This is a genomic window from Streptomyces sp. NPDC127068 (assembly GCF_042724695.1).
GTDB lineage: Bacteria > Actinomycetota > Actinomycetes > Streptomycetales > Streptomycetaceae > Streptomyces.
In genome coordinates this window covers 22,829-40,579 of sequence record NZ_JBHXEN010000011.1, presented here as the reverse complement: position 1 = coordinate 40,579, position 17,751 = coordinate 22,829, and the positions used below count along the sequence as shown (strand labels likewise).

Here is a 17,751-nt window from a genome sequence, read left to right as displayed (position 1 = left end):
GTGAACACCCCCGGAGCGCGGGAGCCCGCCGGTAGCGGGCCCGCGCGGGAGCGGAAGCAGTCCCGAGGGGCCGGTCGGAGCGGCTGCCGTCAGACCGCCTCGGCGCTCTCCGGCAGCTGCACGGCCAGCCGCTCGGTCAGCTCGACGACCTCGGTGAGGTGGCCGTACTCCCGGGCGGCGTTGTCCACCGTCTTGCGGATGCGGGTGTTCACCCGCTCGGAACGGACCTGCTTGGCCACCGCCAGGGCCTCGTGGGCGAGCCGTGCGCTCTCCTCCGGCTCCTTCTGGAGGAGGTGGACGGTCGCCATGCCGATGAGGTTCAGCGCGTACGACCTCTGGTGGTCCTCGTCCTTCGCGAAGAGTTCGACGGCCCGGTTCATCACGGGCTCGGCGAGCGCCGCGTAGGTGGGGCTGCGCCCGGCGACGTAGGCCAGGTCGCGGAAGGAGTGCGCGTTCTCGCCGTTCAGCTCGGCCTCGGTGAAGAAGCCGATCCAGTCCGGCTCGGGCTCGTCGCACTCCAGGGCGTCCCCGAAGGTGTCCTCGGCCATCCGGACGGCCCGCTTCACCTTGCTGGGCTGGCCCATGTTGGCGTACGCGCGGGCCTCCATCGCATACAGCATCGCCTGGGTGCGGGCGCTGGCGCAGTCCCGGCTGCCGTACTGGGCGAGGTGGATGAGTTCCAGGGCGTCGTCGGGACGGCCGAGGTGGATCATCTGACGGCTCATGCTGGACAGGACGTACGAACCGAGCGGTTTGTCCCCTGCCTCCTTCGCGGCGTGCAGCGCGAGCACGAAGTACTTCTGCGCGGTGGGCTGGAGCCCCACGTCGTAGCTCATCCAGCCGGCCAGTTCGGCGAGTTCGGCCGCGACCTTGAACAGTCGCTGGCTGGTGGCGGCCGGCTGGGGTTCCTGGAGCAGGTCGGTGACCTCGTGCAGCTGCCCGACGACGGCCTTGCGCCGCAACCCGCCGCCGCACTGGGCGTCCCACTGCCGGAACATCTGGGTGGTGGACTCCAGCAGGTCCAACTCGGGCTGGGAGAGGCGGTTCCCGCGGCGCAGGGTGGCGTCGTCGGGTTCGGGGCGCGGCGTGCCGGGGGTCGGGACCAGCCAGCGTTGCATGGGTTCGATGAGCGCGGGTCCGGCGGCCAGCCCGAGGGAGGTGCCGAGGAAGCCGCGGCGGGCCAACATCAGGTCGCTCCGGGAGAACTCGCCGATCAGGGCCACCGTTTGGGGCCCGGTCCAGGGCAGGTCCACCCCGGCGACCGAGGGCGCCCGGTGGGGGGCGCGCAGCCCGAGGTCCTCGACGGCGACCACACAGCCGAACCGTTCGGAGAACAGCTCGGACAGGATGCGCGGGATCGGTTCGCGCGGATTCTCCCCGTCCAGCCAGCGGCGGACCCGGGAGGTGTCGGTGGAGATGTGGTTGGCACCCAACTGCCGGGCTCTGCGGTTCACCTGACGCGCCAACTCGCCCTTGGACCACCCGCTCCGGGTGAACCACGAGCCCAGCATCTCGTTCGGGCGCTTCTCAGCGTTCGAACCGCCCTCACCGTTGCCGCCCACCGGAACGCCCCCATCCGTCACGCCATTTGTCCACACTTCTGGTCAAGCCCTATCAGCATGCCGTGCGTCACAGTGCTTTGTCCGGCGCTTGTCACCCTTCGAACGGGGGACCGAGCCGCCGCCGGCCTGCCCCGAAGGGGAATGGCCCACGAGATCCGTGCACTGAAAGTAATCTGACGATCACGCATTCGGCGAGGCGGATCACGGAAACGCCACCATTCGCCACCCCTTCGAATGAACCCGACTCCCTTTCCGCGCGCTTGACTTGACGCAGATGCGGCGGCAAGGGCGGAGTGACGCACAGCGGAGCGCGGAATGCCGCGCACGCCACGGGAAGTGCTTCCGCGCGCTGTCCGGATACCCACGTTGACGGGGCATGACGCAAACGGACGGTCATCGCACGCATCCATATCGTGACCGAAGCTCGCACCGTGACTTCGTAACCACCGGCGCGCGGAACCTGTTGGAGGAGGCATGGACTTCACGATCGGCGGCATCCGTGACATCCGGTCGGGTTCGCGTCGCCGCGGACGCACCGACGAGTGCACCGCTGCGGCGGAGTTCACCGGACTGTGGGGCTGGGACGTGGTGCCCGGCGCCCGGGCGACGGGCGGCTGCTGCTCCTGCGGCCGGACCGGGGCGGACGACCGCGCTCGCTGCGGGGCCCCGGGCGCCCATCCGCTGGAGGGCGCCCCGGTCATCCCCGCGGGGTCCACCCTCGACGAGGTCGCCCGGGCCTGGGCACGGTTCCCCGGGGCCACGGTGATGCTGCCGGTGGGCCGGTCCTTCGACGTGCTGGAGGTCGGCGGGACGGCGGGCCGCCGCGCCCTGGTCCGGCTGGAGCGGATGGGCCTGCCGCTGGGGCCGGTGACCCTGACCCCCGACCACCGCGCCCAGTTCCTCGTCGCGCCCGGGGCCGCCGACGGGCTCCCCCGGCTGCTGTACCGGATGGGCTGGGACGGTGCCGCGCTCGACCTGCGCGCACTGGGACCCGGCGACCACGTCACCGCACCGCCGTCCGACCGCGGCGGTCGCGGCCCGGTGCGCTGGCTGCGGGCCCCCGGCCTCGACCCGGCCCGCCCGCCGCAGGCACACCTGCTGCTCGGCACCCTCGCCTACGCGGCCCACCGCTCCGACCGCTGACCCCTCGGGCACCCGCCGTCGGGCCGCACGACGAGGGCCCGACGGAACCGAGGGGGGGCCGGTCGACCACCCCTGGATTCCGCCGGGCCCGATGACGCGGCGCACACCCGGCGCGGGCGCGGTGGACCGCACCCCGTCCGGGCTACTCCCCGATAAGCGCATCCACGAACGCCTCGGGCTCGAAGGGCGCGAGGTCGTCCGCGCCCTCGCCGAGGCCCACCAGCTTCACCGGGACGCCCAGCTCGCGCTGGACCGCGATCACGATGCCGCCCTTCGCGGTCCCGTCGAGCTTGGTCAGCACGATGCCGGTGACGTCCACGACCTCCGCGAACACCCGGGCCTGCACCAGCCCGTTCTGCCCGGTGGTCGCGTCGAGCACGAGCAGCACCTCGTCCAACGGGGCCTGCTTCTCGACGACCCGCTTGACCTTGCCCAGCTCGTCCATCAGGCCGGTCTTGGTGTGCAACCGCCCCGCGGTGTCGATGAGGACGACGTCGACGCCCTCCTTGATGCCTTGCTTGACCGCGTCGAACGCGATGGACGCCGGGTCTCCGCCCTCGGGGCCCCGCACGGTCCGGGCGCCCACCCGGTCGCCCCAGGTCTGGAGCTGGTCGGCGGCGGCGGCCCGGAAGGTGTCGGCGGCACCGAGCACGACGTTCTTGCCGTCGGCGACGAGGACCCGCGCGAGCTTGCCGGTGGTGGTCGTCTTGCCGGTGCCGTTGACCCCGACGACCATCACGACTCCGGGGGTGTCGAGCCCGGACTCGGTGTTCACCTTGCGGTCGAAGTCGGGCACGAGCAGCGTCAGCAGCTCCTCGCGGAGCAGCGCGCGCAGCTCCTCCGGGGTGCGGGTGCCGAGCACCTTGACCCGCTCGCGCAGCCGCTCGACGAGCTCCTGGGTGGGCTGCACGCCCACGTCGGCGGTGAGGAGGATGTCCTCGACCTCCTCCCAGGTGTCCTCGTCCAGGCGCTCCCGGGACAGCAGGGTGAGCAGGCCCTTGCCCAGCGCGTTCTGCGAACGGGAGAGGCGGGCCCGCAGCCGCACCAGCCGTCCCGCGGTCGGTTCCGGCACCTCGATCGGGGGCGCGGCGGGCGCCTCCTCGACCTCGGCCAGGGCGGCGGCCGGTGCCGGGGCGCCGGGGAGGTCGACCTCCTCGACGGTGCGGCGGGGTTCCTCCCGGGGCGGCTCGGCCTCCTCACCGACGCGGGGCTCGGCCGGAGGGGCGGTGAGGTCGGGCGCGGCGGGCGGCGGCGGGGGCAGCTGCCGCTTGCGGCGACTGCCGACCACCAGCGCGCCGGTGGTCGCGAGCAGCACCACGGCGATGACTACAGCAAGAATGACGATGTCCATAACGCACCCAGTATCGACCACCCCCGCCGGCCCGGACGAGAAGCACGACCGAATGCCCCCGCGCCCGGCCGCCCACGACGGTTGCGCGGTGCCCGCCCGGGAAACTCGGATGCCCCGTTCCGAGGGTGCGGGTTAGCGTCACCGGCATGACCTTGGAGTACCGCACGATTCCCGAGGCCCGGCTCGACCATGCCCTGGACCTGCACTACCTCGTCTTCCTGGAGAAGTCACCCGAGGACGAGTCACGCGCCAAGCACAAGGAAGCCCTCACCCGCTCCGACCTCATCGGCGCCTACGAGGGCGAGGACCTCGTGGGGCTGCTGGCCGCCCACGACCTCGAACTGTCCGTGCCCGGCGGCTCCCTGCCCACCGCGGGGGTGACCTTCGTCTCGGTGGCACCGACCCACCGCCGCCGGGGCGTCCTCACCGGCATGGTCGACGAGCTGTGGCGGCGCTGCGCCGAGCAGCGCAAACCGCTGGCGGCGCTGTGGGTGTCGGAGGCGACGATCTACGGCCGCTTCGGCTTCGACCCGGCGACCCACGCGTACACGGTGACCGTCGACGCCACCCACCCCCTGGACCTGCGGATCGAGCCCGACGGGCGTCCGTTGCGGCTGGTCCCGTTCGCCGGGGCGGCCGAGGTGATCGGCACCCTGCACGAGACGGCCCGCGGCGAGCGGGCGGGACGGGTGCGGCGCGACGACTGGTGGTGGCGCCACCTCGTCCTGCCGGAGACGTTCGAGGAGGACGAGGACATGTCCGAGCCCCGGGTGGTGACCCTGGGCGATCCGGGCGAGCCGCCCGCGGGGTACGTGGCGTACCGGACCAAGTCCGACGACGAGGGCCGCGGCACGGCGCACGTCATCGAACTGGAGGCCGAGTCGCCGCAGGTCGCCGCCGCCCTGTGGCGCTACCTGGTCTCGATCGACCTGGTCGACAAGGTACGGGCCTGGGGCCGGCCGCTGGACGATCCGCTGCTCCTCTTCGCGGCCGACCGGGACCAGGTCGACGTGACCCGGGAGTTCCCGGCGCTGTGGCTGCGGCTCGCCGACGTGCCGGCCGCGCTGGAGGGCCGGACCTGGTCGGCGCCGCTGGACCTGGTCCTGGAGGTGTCCGACCGGGGGGTGCCGGGCAACGCGGGCCGCTACCGGGTGACGGCGAAGCCGGACGGGGACGTCCACCGGGCCCGGGTGACCCGCACCGACGAGGCACCCGACCTGACGCTCGACGTGCGGGAGCTGGCCGCCTGCTACCTGGGCGGGACCGCGCCCGAGGAGCTGCTGCGCGCCGGCCTGCTCACCGAGCACCGGGCGGGCGCGGCCACCCTGTTCGGGCTGGCCTCCCGGACGGAGCTGCTGCCGCACACCGTGGACGAGTTCTGATCCCGGCCCCCCGCTGCCGGAAACCGGTGGCGGGGGCGAGGCCGGTCGCCGGGGCCTGACGGCCGGCAGCGGGGCGGGTCAGCCCATCTCCTCCAGCGTCTTGCCCTTGGTCTCCTTCACGAACTTCAGGACGAAGGGGATCGAGAGCGTGGCGAAGCAGGCGTAGATGATGTACGTGGCCGACAGGTTCCAGTCCGCGAGGGACGGGAAGGTCGCGGTGATGATCCAGTTGGCGATCCACTGGGCGGAGGCGGCGATGCCGAGGGCCGCCGCGCGGATGCGGTTGGGGAACATCTCGCCGAGGAAGACCCAGACGACCACGCCCCAGGACATCGCGAAGAAGAACACGAACCAGTGGGCGGCCACCAGCGCGACCCAGCCCTGGGTCTCCGGCAGCTTCCCGTTCACCAGGTCGTAGCTGAAGGCCCACGCCTCCAGGGCGAGCCCGATGGCCATGCCCACCGAACCGATCAGCGCGAGCGGCCGGCGACCGACCCGGTCCACGAAGATCATCGCGATGACCGTGCCGATGATGTTGATGATCGACGTGGTGAACGAGTAGAAGAACGAGTCCGTCGGGTCGACGCCGACCGACTGCCACAGCGTGGACGAGTAGTAGAACGCCACGTTGATGCCGACGAGTTGCTGGAACGCGGAGAGTCCGATGCCGACCCAGACGATCGGCAGGAACCAGAACCGCCCGCCGAGCAGGTCCTTGAAGGTCGGCTTGTGCTCCCGGTGCACCTTCTCCTGGATCTCCGCCAGCCGGGCGTCGAGGTGGGCCTCGTCGCCCTCGACCTCGCGCAGCACCTCACGGGCCCGGTCGTTCTTGCCGACCGAGATCAGATAGCGCGGCGATTCGGGGATGGCGAAGGACAGCAGCCCGTACAGGGCGGCCGGGACGACCATCACGCCGAGCATCACCTGCCAGGCCTCCACGCCCAGCAACTGTCCGCGCTGATCGCCGTCGGCGGCCTGGAGGATGCCCCAGTTGACCAGTTGGGAGGTGGCGATCCCGATGACGATCGCGGCCTGTTGGAACGAGCCCAGCCGCCCCCGGTACGCGGGCGGGGACACCTCCGCGATGTACGCGGGGCCGATCACCGACGCCATGCCGATGGCGAAACCGCCGATGATCCGCCAGAACGCCAGGTCGTAGAGGGCGAACGGCAGTGCCGAGCCGACGGCGCTGACCATGAAGAGGACCGCCGCGATCTGCATGCAGCGGATGCGTCCGATGCGGTCGGCGATGCGGCCCGCGGTGGCCGCGCCGATCGCGCAGCCGATCAGGGCGATGGCGATGACCTGGGCGAGCGCCACGGAGCCGATGTCGTAGCGGTCCCTGATCGCCTCGACAGCCCCGTTGATGACGGAGCTGTCGTACCCGAACAGGAAGCCGCCCATCGCCGCCGACGCCGCGATGAAGATGACGTGCCCGAGGTGTTCGGGGTGCTCCTCGCGGGCGCCGGACGGGGTCGCTGCACTGGTCACGCATCACTCCTCGGGCCTCGGGGGGGGCTGGTGAGCCCTTCCAGTGGCGCACAGGTCGACACCGCTCACCACCGGGAACACCCGCGTGCCGCGGTGCGGTGACGCCACCTCCCCCCAACGGGTGAATCGAGATCGGGTGGATCGCTTGCCCGGGTACCCCGGGGCTCCCCCGGCACACCCGCCACCCGTGCGCGGTTCAGGCGCGGTTCAGCGCAGCCGCTGACTGATCACCTTGGACACCCCGTCGCCCTGCATCGACACCCCGTACAGCGCGTCGGCGACCTCCATCGTCCGCTTCTGGTGGGTGATGACGATGAGTTGGGACGCCTCCTGGAGCTCCCGCATGATCCGGATGAGCCGCTGGAGGTTGGTGTCGTCGAGGGCGGCCTCGACCTCGTCCATCACGTAGAACGGGCTCGGCCGCGCCTTGAAGATCGACACCAGCAGGGCCACCGCCGTCAGCGACCGCTCCCCGCCGGACAGCAGCGACAGCCGCTTGACCTTCTTGCCGGGGGGCCTGGCCTCCACGTCCACGCCGGTGGCCAGCATGTCGTCCGGGTCGGTGAGGACCAACCGCCCCTCGCCGCCGGGGAACAGCCGTGCGAAGACGCCTTCGAACTCCCGTGCAGTGTCCCGGTACGCCTCGGTGAAGACCTGCTCGACCCGCTCGTCGACCTCCTTGATCACCTGGAGCAGGTCCGCCCGGGTCTTCTTCAGGTCGGTGAGCTGTTCGCTGAGGAACTGGTGGCGTTCCTCCAACGCCGCGAACTCCTCCAGCGCCAGGGGGTTGACCTTCCCGAGCTGCTGGTGGGCGCGTTCGGCGGCCCGCAGCCGCTTCTCCTGCTCCGCCCGGACGAACGGACGCGGGAGGTTGCGCGGGTGCTCGGGGTCCTCGGGCAGTTCCTCGCCGTCGGCGGGCGGCGGGGGCGGCACCGGCCGGTCGGGGCCGTACTCGTCGACGAGCGCGGCGGGCTCCACGCCCAGCTCCTCCAGCGACCGGGTCTCCAACTGCTCCGCGCGCAGCCGCTTCTCGGCGCCCAGCACCTCGCCCCGGTGCACCGAGTCGGTCAGCTTGTCCAGCTCGGCCTTGAGCCCGCGGCCGGTGTCCCGCACCGCGGCCAGTTCGCGTTCCCGGTCCGCGCGGGCGCCCTCGGCGGCCGTCCGGTCCGCCTCCGCCCGGGCCGTCGACACCTCGACGTGGGCGAGGAGCTGACGCGCGCCGCCGGCGACCGCGGCGGCGACGGTCGCCTCGTGGCGCAGCCGGGCCGCCCGCCGCTCGGCCCGGGCGCGGGCCTCCCGTTCGGCCCGGGCCGCCCGGTCCAGGCCGTCGGCCCGTCCGGCGAGTGCCTTGACGCGCTCCTCGTGGGTGCGGACCTGGAGCCGGGCCTCCATCTCGGTCTGCCGGGCGTTCGCCCCGTCGGCCGCGAGTCGGTCCCGGGCGTGGGTGTCGGGCTCCTCGCCCTCGTCGGCGACGGCGGCGCTCTCCTCGGCGACGGCGAGCCGTTCCGCCAGTTCCTCGACCTCGGTGCGGGCCCGCTCCAGGGCCTCTCCGGCCTTCGCCGCGGCGACCGCCGCCCGTTCGGCCTCCCCCGCGGCGCCGCGGGCCTGGCCGGCGAGCCGCCCGAGTTGCTGGGCGACCGACGACTTGGCGCGGTCGGCGGTGCGGCGGCGCTCGGCCAGTTCGTCCACCAGTGCGGCACGGGTGGTGCGGTCCTCCTCGGCGGTGCGCTGCTCGGCGGCGAGCCGGGCGCAGCGCTCGTCGAGCGCGGCACGTTCGGTCGCCGCCTCGTCGACGGACGCCTGTACTTCGAGGAGGCTCGGCGCGCCGGCCGACCCGCCGTGGGCGAAGTGCGCGCCGAGGAGGTCGCCCTCGGTGGTGACGGCGGTCAGCTCCGGGTGGGCGCGGACCAGGTCCTCGGCGTCCTCCAGGGTGTCCACGACGACGTACCCGGCGAGCAGCCGGCGCACCGCGGGCAGCAGCTCGGCGGGGCCGCGCACCAGTGCGGCCGCGGGGGGCGGGTTGCCACGCAGTACGGGGCCGGGGGTCGGTCCGGGGGACGGTTCCGGGGCGCCCGCGAGCAGCAGCGCGGCCCGGCCGCCGTCCTGTTTGCGCAGCAGCCGGATCGCTTCGGCGGCCTGGGCCGGCGAGGTGACGGCCAGGGCGTCGGCCGCCGCCCCGAAGGCCGCGGCGACGGGCACCTCGTACCCCTGCGCGACGGTCAGCAGTGCGGCGGCGGGGCCGAGCAGTCCGGTGAGGGCGTCCCCGGCGGCGAGCAGGGCGCCCGTACCGTCCTTGCGGCGCAGTCCGAGGGCGAGGGCGTCATGGCGGGCGGAGACCGCGGCGCGACGGCGGTCGGCGGCGGTGGCCGCCTCGCGGGCCTCGGCGAGGGCGGTTTCGGCGGCCGTGAGCCAGGTGCGGGCCTCCTCGTGCCGTACGGCGAGGTCGGCGTCGCCCGCGTCGAGTCCGTCGACCTCGGCGTGCAGGTGTTCGTACTCCTCCTGGGCGCTGGCGGCACGTTCCTGCGCGGCGTCGCGGGCCAGGGCGAGCCGGTCGATCTCGGCCTCGGCGGCGGCGGCGCGGCTGCGGGCGGCGCCCACCTGCCCGCCCAGCCGGGCGAGCCCTTCGCGGCGGTCGGCGAGCGCCCGGGCCGCGTCCTTGAGGCGGCGTTCCTCGTCCAGCAGGGCGCGTTCGAGGTCGGCCCGGTGGGCGGCGGTGTCCTCCAGGGCGCGTTCGGCGGCTTCGAGGGCGGCCGTCAGTTCGGCTTCCTGTTCGCGGATGCGGGCGGCCTCGCGTTCCATCCGCTCGGGGGCGTCGGGGTCCTGGCCCCGGCGTTCCTCGGGCGGGGCGGCGGTGGCGCTGGTGACCCGGGCGTCGGCGAGGGAGACGGTGCCCCGGACGCGTTCGGCGAGGCGGGACAGGTCGAAGACGGTCTGTTGGGCGCTCCGGAGCCGGGGGGTGAGCTGCCGTACCTCGTCCTCCAGCCGTCCCTCGCGGGTGAGCTGGGCCCGCAGTTCGGCCTCGGCGGCGTCCTTGCGGCGCTTCAGCTCGGCCTCGTCGGCGACCTCGGTGGCGAGGGCCCGCCGCAGGGTCACCAGGTCGTCGGCGAGCAGCCGCAGCCGCGCGTCCCGCAGGTCGGCCTGGATGACGGCGGCGCGCCGGGCGACGGCGGCCTGCCGGCCCAGCGGTTTCAGCTGGCGCCGGAGTTCGTCGGTGAGGTCCTGCACCCGGGCGAGGTTGGCCCGCATGGCGTCGAGTTTCCGGAGCGCCTTCTCCTTGCGCTTGCGGTGCTTGAGGACGCCCGCGGCCTCCTCGATGAAGGCGCGGCGGCCGGAGGGGTCGGCGTGCAGGACGGAGTCGAGTTGGCCCTGGCCGACGATGACGTGCATTTCGCGGCCGATTCCGGAGTCGGACAGCAATTCCTGAATGTCGAGGAGCCGACAGGTGTCGCCGTTGATCTGGTATTCGCTACCGCCGTTGCGGAACATGATCCGCGTGATGGTCACTTCGGCGTAAGCGATGGGCAGGGCGCCGTCGGAGTTGTCGATGGTGAGGGAGACCTCGGCCCGCCCGAGTGGGGGTCGTCCGGTGGTCCCGGCGAAGATGACGTCCTCCATCTTGCCGCCGCGCAGGGATTTCGCGCCCTGTTCGCCCATGACCCAGCTCAAGGCGTCGACGACATTGGACTTTCCCGAGCCGTTCGGTCCGACGACGCAGGTGATTCCCGGTTCGAATCGCAGTGTCGTGGCGGACGCGAAGGATTTGAATCCGCGCAGGGTCAGGGCCTTGAGGTGCACGCCGCCGGACTCTACCTCTCTGCTTCTCGCGGCCCGGTGAGGCCGGGGGTCACGATTCGGGCGTGCCGGCGTCCCACCGGGCCCCCGGGTGAAGTTGCGGTTTCACCGAGGAATGCGCAGGGCACATCAGACGGTAAAGGAAGGGGGCGCCCGGGGGCGGGACCGTTCGGCGGACCGGACGGGGCGACGCAGCCGGAAGCGTCTGCGCGGCAGTACCGCTCAGACGGGGCGGACGGCCGGGAGACGCGGAACACACGGTCGAGGGGGCAATGACAGAAGGGACGCCGAAGCGTCCCTTGCTAGATCGGGCAAGCGATCTCGGTGGTACCGGTAGTAGGGCAGCCCGACCACGTGTCAGCGGGGCTCAGCAGGAGTGGTCAGGTGAGCGCAGGCTCCGCCTGGGGAACGTCGATGCTCGTCAGTAGCGAATCGCTGTCGTGAGAAGCGGCAGCCGCCAACGCGTCGTTCTCGGCCTGAATCCGTACGAGCTCGGACTCAAGGTCCTGGACGCGTTGCTGGAGCCGTCGCATCTCGGCGAGGAGTCGCGGATCGGAGCCGCCGACGTAACCGAGAAGCGCCTTTGCCATGATGGATGGTCCTCCACAATGAGTGACCGACCGTAGCGGTTGGGTCGTGAGGGAATCGCACCCGCGATGCTTGGCACTGTTGAGTTCTGGATGCCGTTCTTCCATGCCAAACAGGTAAGGTGCGCGGGGCTTCCAGAGTCTCACCAAAAAGTTTGACGGTCAACACGATCACGCCCGGTACCGGCGGGTCACCCGGGGGCTCACGGCCGAAATCCAACCGGCCGGGCACCGACTTCGGGGCCCTGGGGGCGTGTCGATCATCCTTCTCTCGGGAGCCTGCCACGGCTCGCCCTTCTTGGCAACCACCAGGAACTTTCCCCGACGGCGGGGCCCCGCGCCCGGGGTGCGCGGAGCGCGTCGCGGCCCCCGCCGGCGCGCGTCCTCAGCGGATCGCGAACCCGTCGTACCCGGCGCGCGGTGTGCCCCATATCTCGGTCACTCCGTCGACGCGGCCCGGCGTGTCGCCCTCCCTGAGCCAGTCCAGGAGCGCCGTGCACCGCTCCCGGCCGCCTTCCGCCACGACCTGGACGCGCCCGTCGTCCAAATTGAGAGCAAAGCCACTCAGCCCGCCGATCTCCAATGCTGTGGCACGCGTGTACCAGCGGAAACCCACTCCCTGTACACGGCCGCGTACCCATGCGGTGAGGCGCACCTCTTCATTCATGGCTGCACGGTAGCCGGCGAAATGCCCTATGGGTACTTCGTCCCCTTGCGGCATGGGGTAGCGTCCCGACGCAATGAGCCTCACCCGAATGGGGGAGTCGCATTGCCCGCAAGGAACAGAAAGGCCGGGACAGGACATGGGACGCCACCGACGCTCCGCCGCCGGACGCGCCTCCGGTACCGATGGCTATACGCACGACACGCCTCATTCGGTTCCCGAAGGCGACCCCGGGCAATCCTCGTACCCGGACCACCCCGAGTACCCGGACCACGGTGCGCACACCGACGTGGCCCGGCCGTACGCTCCGCACCCCGTCGACTCCGTTGACCCCGTGGCCGCGACCGCGCCGATCCCCGTCCAGCGGTACGACGAGACGTACGGCGGGGCTTCCGCCTACGGGCGGGGACTCGCCGGGTACGGCACCGCAGGAGCGGCGGGGCACGGTGCGGCCGACGGCTTCCCGGACCTGACCGCGCCCGGCGCCTTCCCCGAGGACGCGACCGCGGACACTACCGCCCTCCCCCCGCCGGACGGCGGGTCGGGCCCGTACGCGGCGACCACCGCCCTGCCGGTCGTCGCACCGGGTGCCGGGCGGTCCGCGGCGGGCGCCGCGAAGGGCGCCGGTCCGCGCAAGAGGTCCCGCAGGCGGGTGTCCACTCCGGTGCGCACCGGGCTGCTCGGGGTGTCCGCAGCGATGGCGCTGGGCGCGGTGGCGGTGGCCGCCGGCGTGCTGCCGGGCGGCGACTCCACCACCGTGGGCAACGGCGCCTCCGATCGCGTGCGCGCCAGCGAGGTGCCGGGCGGGGTCGACAGCAACGGCGGGCGGAGCAGCGCGCCGACCCCCTCGGCCTCCGCGCCAGCCCCGCCGTCGACCGGCGCCGGAAAGCAGGGCGGTGACCGCAGCACCGCTCCGGCGAAACCGTCTCCGTCGCAGTCGGCGTCGGCCCCCGCCGCCCCGGAGAAGCAGCGGACGTCACCGCCTCCGAAGCCGGAGACGGCGCCCACCACGAAGGCCCCGCAGAGCACACCGAGCACCTCCGCCCCCACGTCGAAGCCCGCACCGTCGACCCCCGCCGCGCCCCCGCCACCGCCGGCGACCGAGGCACCGGTCACCGGCTCGCCGGAGACCCAGGTGGTCGCCCTGGTCAATCGGGAGCGGGCGAAGGTCGGCTGCCAGCCGGTCAGCGCGGACGCCGGTTTGGCGCGGCTCGCGGAGGACTTCAGCCAGGACATGGCCGCGCGGGGCTTCTTCGACCACACTGACCCCGACGGGGACAGCCCCTGGGACCGGGCCGAGGCCGCCGGGATATCCGATCTGGGCGGCGAGAACATCGCCCGGGGCCAGGCGGACGCGGCAGCGGTGATGGCCGCCTGGATGGACAGCCCGGGGCACCGGGCCAACATCCTCAACTGCGACTTCAAGACCCTGGGCGTGGGCGCCCACTTCGCCTCCGGCGGCCCCTGGTGGACGCAGAACTTCGGCTTCTGAGCCGGGCGTCCGCGCCGCAGTGGCGCTACGGCGTGGTGCGGGGCGGGCGCTGACAGTTCGGGCAGTAGTAGCTCGACCGGTTCATCCAGGGCCGCCGCCGCATCGGCGTACCGCAACGGCGGCACGGCAGCCCCTCGCGACCGTAGGCGTCCAGGGAGCGGTCGAAGTAGCCGGACTCGCCGTTCACATTGACGTAGAGGCTGTCGAAGCTGGTGCCGCCGACGGCGAGGGCCGCGTTCATCACGTCCCGGACGTGGCCGAGCAGCTCGGCGGTACGGGGGCGGGTGAGGGTGGCGGTGGGGCGCTCGTAGTGCAGCCGGGCCCGCCACAGCGCCTCGTCGGCGTAGATGTTGCCGACCCCGCTGATCAGGGACTGGTCGAGGAGCGCCCGCTTGATCGTCGTGCGGCGGCGGCGCAGCGCGACGGGGAACGCCTCGTCGTCGAAGAGCGGGTCGAGGGGGTCGCGGGCGATGTGCGCGATGACGTCCGGGAGGCCGTCGGGGGTGGTGTCGTGCAGGCTGAGCCCGCCGAACGTGCGCTGGTCGACGAAGCGCAGTTCGGTGTCGGTGGTGTCGGCGAAGCGGACCCGGACCCGTAGGTGCTTCTCGTCGGGGGCGTCCTCCGGCTGGACCAGGAGCTGTCCGCTCATGCCCAGGTGGGCGAGGACCGCCGTGCCGGTGCTGTCGCCGGCCGGTTCCGTGAGCGGGAGCCACAGGTACTTGCCCCGGCGGCTGGGCACGCCGATGCGTTCGCCTTCGAGGCGCCGTCCGAAGTCCTCGGCGCCGGCGAGGTGCCGGCGCACGGCGCGCGGGTGGCGCACCTCGACCTCGGCGACGGTCCGCTCGGCGACCCAGCGGGCGAGTCCGCGCCGCACCACTTCGACTTCCGGCAGTTCGGGCATGCGGTGTCCTGGGGTCGTGGGTCGGATCGTCGGTCCGTACACGTCGTGAGCGCCCGCCCCGACCGGGGTGGGCGCTCACGGGGAAGCGTGGATCAGGCCGTGGCCGAGGAGGTGTCGGCGTTCTCCTCGACGGTGTCCACGACGTCGGCGGCGTCAGCGGCCTCGGCCGCTTCGGCTGCACGTCGATCGGCATCGGCGCGGATCGCCCGCCAGGCCGCCTCGGCGGCCTGCTGTTCCGCTTCCTTCTTGCTGCGGCCGGTGCCGGTGCCGTACGAGACGCCCCCGACGCGGGCAGCAGCGGTGAAGGTCTTCTCGTGGTCCGGGCCGGTCTCCGTGACCAGGTACTCGGGTACGCCGAGCCCCTCGGTCGCGGTGAGTTCCTGGAGGCTGGTCTTCCAGTCCAGTCCGGCACCGAGGTTCGAGGACTTCTCGATCAGCGGGTCGAACAGGCGGTGCACCAGCTCCGCCGCCGCTTCGAGCCCCTGGTCGAGATAGACCGCGCCGATCACCGCTTCCAGGGTGTCGGCGAGGATCGACGCCTTGTCCCGACCACCGGTGCCCTCTTCACCCCGGCCGAGCCGGATGAACGCGCCGAGGTCAAGACCGCGCCCCACCTCCGCCAGCGCGCGCGAGTTGACCACCGCGGCCCGCAACTTCGCGAGCTGCCCTTCGGGCAGATCGGGATGACTGCGGTACAGCGTGTCGGTGACGACCAGGCCGAGCACGGAGTCCCCGAGGAACTCCAGTCGCTCGTTGGTCGGCAGACCACCGTTCTCGTACGCGTACGAGCGATGGGTCAACGCACGCACAAGAAGGGCGGACTCCAGCTGATAGCCGAGCCGCCCTTCCAGGAGCGTGTGGGACGAAGCCGTCGGGCCTCCCCCGTTGGTACGGGGGTCATTCTTCTTGGCGTCTGGCATCGTGCCCCTCACCAGCCGCTCAGACCTCGAGGACCTGACGCTTGTTGTAAGTGCCGCAAGCGGGGCACGCAATGTGCTGGAGCTTGGGCTCGTGGCAGCGCTCGCACGCAACCAGGGTGGGGACCGCAGCCTTCCACTGCGACCGGCGGTGGCGCGTGTTGCTGCGCGACATCTTCCGCTTCGGAACAGCCACGGCTACTTCTCCTGCTTCTCGTCGACGCCCGCTTCGGCGCCGCTCATGTCGTCCTTCTCGCTGTCCTGGATGGATTCAGCGAGTCCTTGCAGTGCCGCCCAACGGATGTCGACGGCCCCGTGCTGGTGGTCCGGGTCGTCCGCGAGCCGCACTCCGCATGTGGAGCACAGGCCCGGACAGTCGTCCCGGCACACCGGCTGCATGGGCAGTGCGAGCACCACCGCATCGCGCAGCACGGGTTCGAGGCCGATCAGGCCGTCCTCGATGAAGAGCCTGTCCTCGTCCTCCTCGTCACCGTCCTCCGGCTCCGCTTTCGCACGGCCCCGGTTGTCGGTCTCGGCATACGAGAACATCTCCTGGAAGTCCGCTTCGAGCTCCCGCTCCAGCGGCTCCAGACACCTTACGCACTCTCCCTCGACCACGGCACGGGCGGTGCCTGTGACGAGCACCCCTTCCATGACGGACTCAAGTCGGAGTTCCAGCTGCACCGGGGCGCCCGAGGGCACCTTGATGATCCCGGGAAGACCGAGGGCGGCGTCTCCGGAGGGCGCGTCGACCGTGCGGGTCAGCCGCTGGAGCGCACCCGGACGCCGTCCCAGCTCGTGCGTGTCGAACACGAGGGGGTCGCGGTGGTCCAGGCGGGCGTTCAGAGCCATCCCTGTCTTTCGGTCGTCGGCGCCCACGGGGAAGGGCCCGGCGAGCTGTGAAGGGAGTGATCGCGTACTCGACGCACGCGACCGAAGAGCCAGGATACTGGACCTTTCCCCCTGCTCCCAACCGTGACCCCCCGCGCTCCCCCGGTGGACCCCGGCGACCCTGGTGGAGCGCCCACGAGCACGGAGCCGCTAGCGGCCTTCCTCGTACCGGCGCAGTTGCTCCGGGGTGATCATGGCGGTGTCGAACAGGCTCGTCTCGTCGAGCGTGGTGGGCTGCGCCGCCGGGGGCTGCGCCCCGTAGCCCCCGGGGGACTCGTAGCCACCGCCGCCCTGCTGCTGGGCGTCGTACGTCTCGTAGCCGCCGCCCTGCGTGCCGTAGTCCTGCTGACCGTACCCGTACGTCTCCTGGTACCCGTAACCCTGCTGCTGCTCGTACCCCTGCGGGTAGCCGTACGCCTCCTGGCCGTAGCCGTAGGCGTCCTGCTGGCCGTACCCGTCCTGGGCCGGGGGCGGGGTCTGCGCGGCCACGGGGACGGGCACGGCGGGCGGCGGGGGCGGTGCGGCCGGTACGGGGCCACCGGGGGTCGCTCGGCCGGTCGCGGGGTCCGACATGGCCGCGAGGTCGGCGAGGTAGTCGGCGTCGCTGGTGGGGCGGGGGCCGTCGGCCCCGTCGGCGAGCAGGCCCAGTTCGTCCGCGGCGACCCGGCCGTGCAGCTTCTGGCGGCCCCGGCCCACCGCCTCCAGGGTCTTGGCGAGCACCGCCTCGAAGGCCCCGAGCTTGACGTCGACGTACTCGTCGGCCCGGCGCCGCAGGGTCTCCGGGTCGTGGCTGCGCTCCGGCGCCTCCGCGTAGTCGGGGTCCACGTGGCCGTCGAGCGCGGGGCCGGGGCCCGTGCCGAGCAGTTTGTCCCGCCCCCGGCCGACCGAGCCGAGGGTCTTGGTCAGGACGACCTCGAAGTTGGCGAGCTTGGAGTCCACGTAGTCGTCTGCCTCGGCGCGGATCTCCTCGGCCTCCTGGCGGGCCTCGACGAGGATGCGGTCGGCCTCGCCCTGGGACCTGCGGGCCACTTCGGTGTCGGCGATCAGCGAGCCGCGTTCCTGGTGGGCGGCGCTGACGATCCGTTCCGCCTCCGCGCGGGCGTCGGCGACCATGCCCTCGCGGTCGCCGAGCAGTTCGCGTGCCTGGGCCAGCGAGCCGGGCAGGGCCTCGCGCACCTCGGCGAGCAGGGCGAGCAGTTCCGCCCGGTTGACCACGCAGGAGGCGGACATGGGCATGGAGCGGGCGTTGCCGACGGCCGCGACGATCTCATCCAGCTTCTTCTGCACGTCCACCGTGTGTTCGCCACTCTCTGTGCCTCGTTGGGACGGACAAGGTGACTGTACGGCCACTTTGTGCCGTCCGGCATCGGTTGCGGGGGTACGTGGTTCGGTGCGGGTGCGTGGTGCTTGCCCGCGCCGTTCCCCGCGCCCCTTTCCTTCGGCCGGGGTGCGTGGTTCGGCGCGGGTGCGTCGTACTTGCTCGCGCAGTTCCCCGCGCCCCTGGGGGCGGGGGCAGCGCACGGTGAGTGGGGCGCACCTGTTGGGGGGCGCGGGGAACTGCGCGGGCAACCGACCGGG

14 protein-coding genes are annotated in these 17,751 nt (G+C 72.6%); 3 read left to right on the top strand and 11 right to left on the bottom strand.

Going from position 1 to position 17,751, the window contains the following annotated elements:
- Positions 1-89 precede the first annotated feature (89 nt).
- Positions 90-1,562, bottom strand: coding sequence for a hypothetical protein (locus tag ACFWIA_RS09225; RefSeq protein WP_387002145.1), 1,473 nt, complete (start codon positions 1,560-1,562; stop codon positions 90-92).
- Positions 1,563-2,036: 474 nt separating this feature from the next.
- On the opposite strand from ACFWIA_RS09225, the gene ACFWIA_RS09220 reads away from it, so the two are divergent.
- Complete coding sequence (locus ACFWIA_RS09220; RefSeq protein WP_387001967.1) at positions 2,037-2,705, top strand: bifunctional DNA primase/polymerase; 669 nt, start codon at positions 2,037-2,039, stop codon at positions 2,703-2,705.
- A gap of 142 nt (positions 2,706-2,847) precedes the next feature.
- Here ACFWIA_RS09220 and ftsY read toward each other — a convergent pair whose 3' ends face one another.
- Entirely contained in the window at positions 2,848-4,056 is a 1,209-nt protein-coding gene (ftsY, locus tag ACFWIA_RS09215; RefSeq protein ID WP_387001965.1) for a signal recognition particle-docking protein FtsY, read from the bottom strand.
- Between the two features lie 146 nt (positions 4,057-4,202).
- Here ftsY and ACFWIA_RS09210 point away from each other — a divergent pair, with 146 nt between their 5' ends.
- On the top strand, positions 4,203-5,438 hold the full coding sequence (locus ACFWIA_RS09210) for a GNAT family N-acetyltransferase (protein WP_387001963.1): 1,236 nt from the start codon (positions 4,203-4,205) through the stop codon (positions 5,436-5,438).
- A 78-nt stretch (positions 5,439-5,516) separates the two neighbouring features.
- Here ACFWIA_RS09210 and ACFWIA_RS09205 read toward each other — a convergent pair whose 3' ends face one another.
- From ACFWIA_RS09205 to ACFWIA_RS09190, 4 genes are all read right to left on the bottom strand, one after another.
- A complete protein-coding gene (locus ACFWIA_RS09205; RefSeq protein WP_387001961.1) occupies positions 5,517-6,929 on the bottom strand; it encodes a sugar porter family MFS transporter in 1,413 nt (470 codons plus the stop codon).
- Positions 6,930-7,136: 207 nt separating this feature from the next.
- Complete coding sequence (gene smc, locus ACFWIA_RS09200) at positions 7,137-10,724, bottom strand: chromosome segregation protein SMC (RefSeq protein WP_387001959.1); 3,588 nt, start codon at positions 10,722-10,724, stop codon at positions 7,137-7,139.
- Between the two features lie 377 nt (positions 10,725-11,101).
- A complete protein-coding gene (locus ACFWIA_RS09195) occupies positions 11,102-11,311 on the bottom strand; it encodes a hypothetical protein (RefSeq protein WP_385491498.1) in 210 nt (69 codons plus the stop codon).
- 382 nt (positions 11,312-11,693) lie between these two features.
- Positions 11,694-11,975 (bottom strand): acylphosphatase, encoded by a 282-nt coding sequence (locus tag ACFWIA_RS09190; RefSeq protein WP_387001957.1) that lies wholly within the window; start codon positions 11,973-11,975, stop codon positions 11,694-11,696.
- Between the two features lie 136 nt (positions 11,976-12,111).
- Between ACFWIA_RS09190 and ACFWIA_RS09185 the strand changes: the two genes are divergently transcribed.
- Positions 12,112-13,464: a CAP domain-containing protein gene (locus ACFWIA_RS09185; protein WP_387001955.1), complete on the top strand. Its 1,353-nt coding sequence runs from the start codon at positions 12,112-12,114 to the stop codon at positions 13,462-13,464.
- A 25-nt stretch (positions 13,465-13,489) separates the two neighbouring features.
- On the opposite strand, the gene mutM is transcribed toward ACFWIA_RS09185, so the two are convergent.
- The 5 genes from mutM to ACFWIA_RS09160 form a co-directional block, all read right to left on the bottom strand.
- Positions 13,490-14,365 carry a bifunctional DNA-formamidopyrimidine glycosylase/DNA-(apurinic or apyrimidinic site) lyase gene (mutM, locus tag ACFWIA_RS09180; RefSeq protein WP_387001953.1) on the bottom strand — a complete coding sequence of 292 codons (876 nt, stop codon included), beginning with the start codon at positions 14,363-14,365 and terminating at the stop codon, positions 13,490-13,492.
- A 92-nt stretch (positions 14,366-14,457) separates the two neighbouring features.
- A complete protein-coding gene (rnc, locus tag ACFWIA_RS09175; RefSeq protein WP_387001951.1) occupies positions 14,458-15,285 on the bottom strand; it encodes a ribonuclease III in 828 nt (275 codons plus the stop codon).
- Between the two features lie 19 nt (positions 15,286-15,304).
- Positions 15,305-15,478, bottom strand: coding sequence for a 50S ribosomal protein L32 (gene rpmF, locus ACFWIA_RS09170; RefSeq protein WP_006139588.1), 174 nt, complete (start codon positions 15,476-15,478; stop codon positions 15,305-15,307).
- Between the two features lie 2 nt (positions 15,479-15,480).
- Entirely contained in the window at positions 15,481-16,134 is a 654-nt protein-coding gene (locus ACFWIA_RS09165; protein ID WP_387001949.1) for a YceD family protein, read from the bottom strand.
- A 189-nt stretch (positions 16,135-16,323) separates the two neighbouring features.
- Complete coding sequence (locus ACFWIA_RS09160; RefSeq protein WP_387001947.1) at positions 16,324-17,466, bottom strand: ATP synthase F0 subunit B; 1,143 nt, start codon at positions 17,464-17,466, stop codon at positions 16,324-16,326.
- Positions 17,467-17,751: the final 285 nt, after the last annotated feature.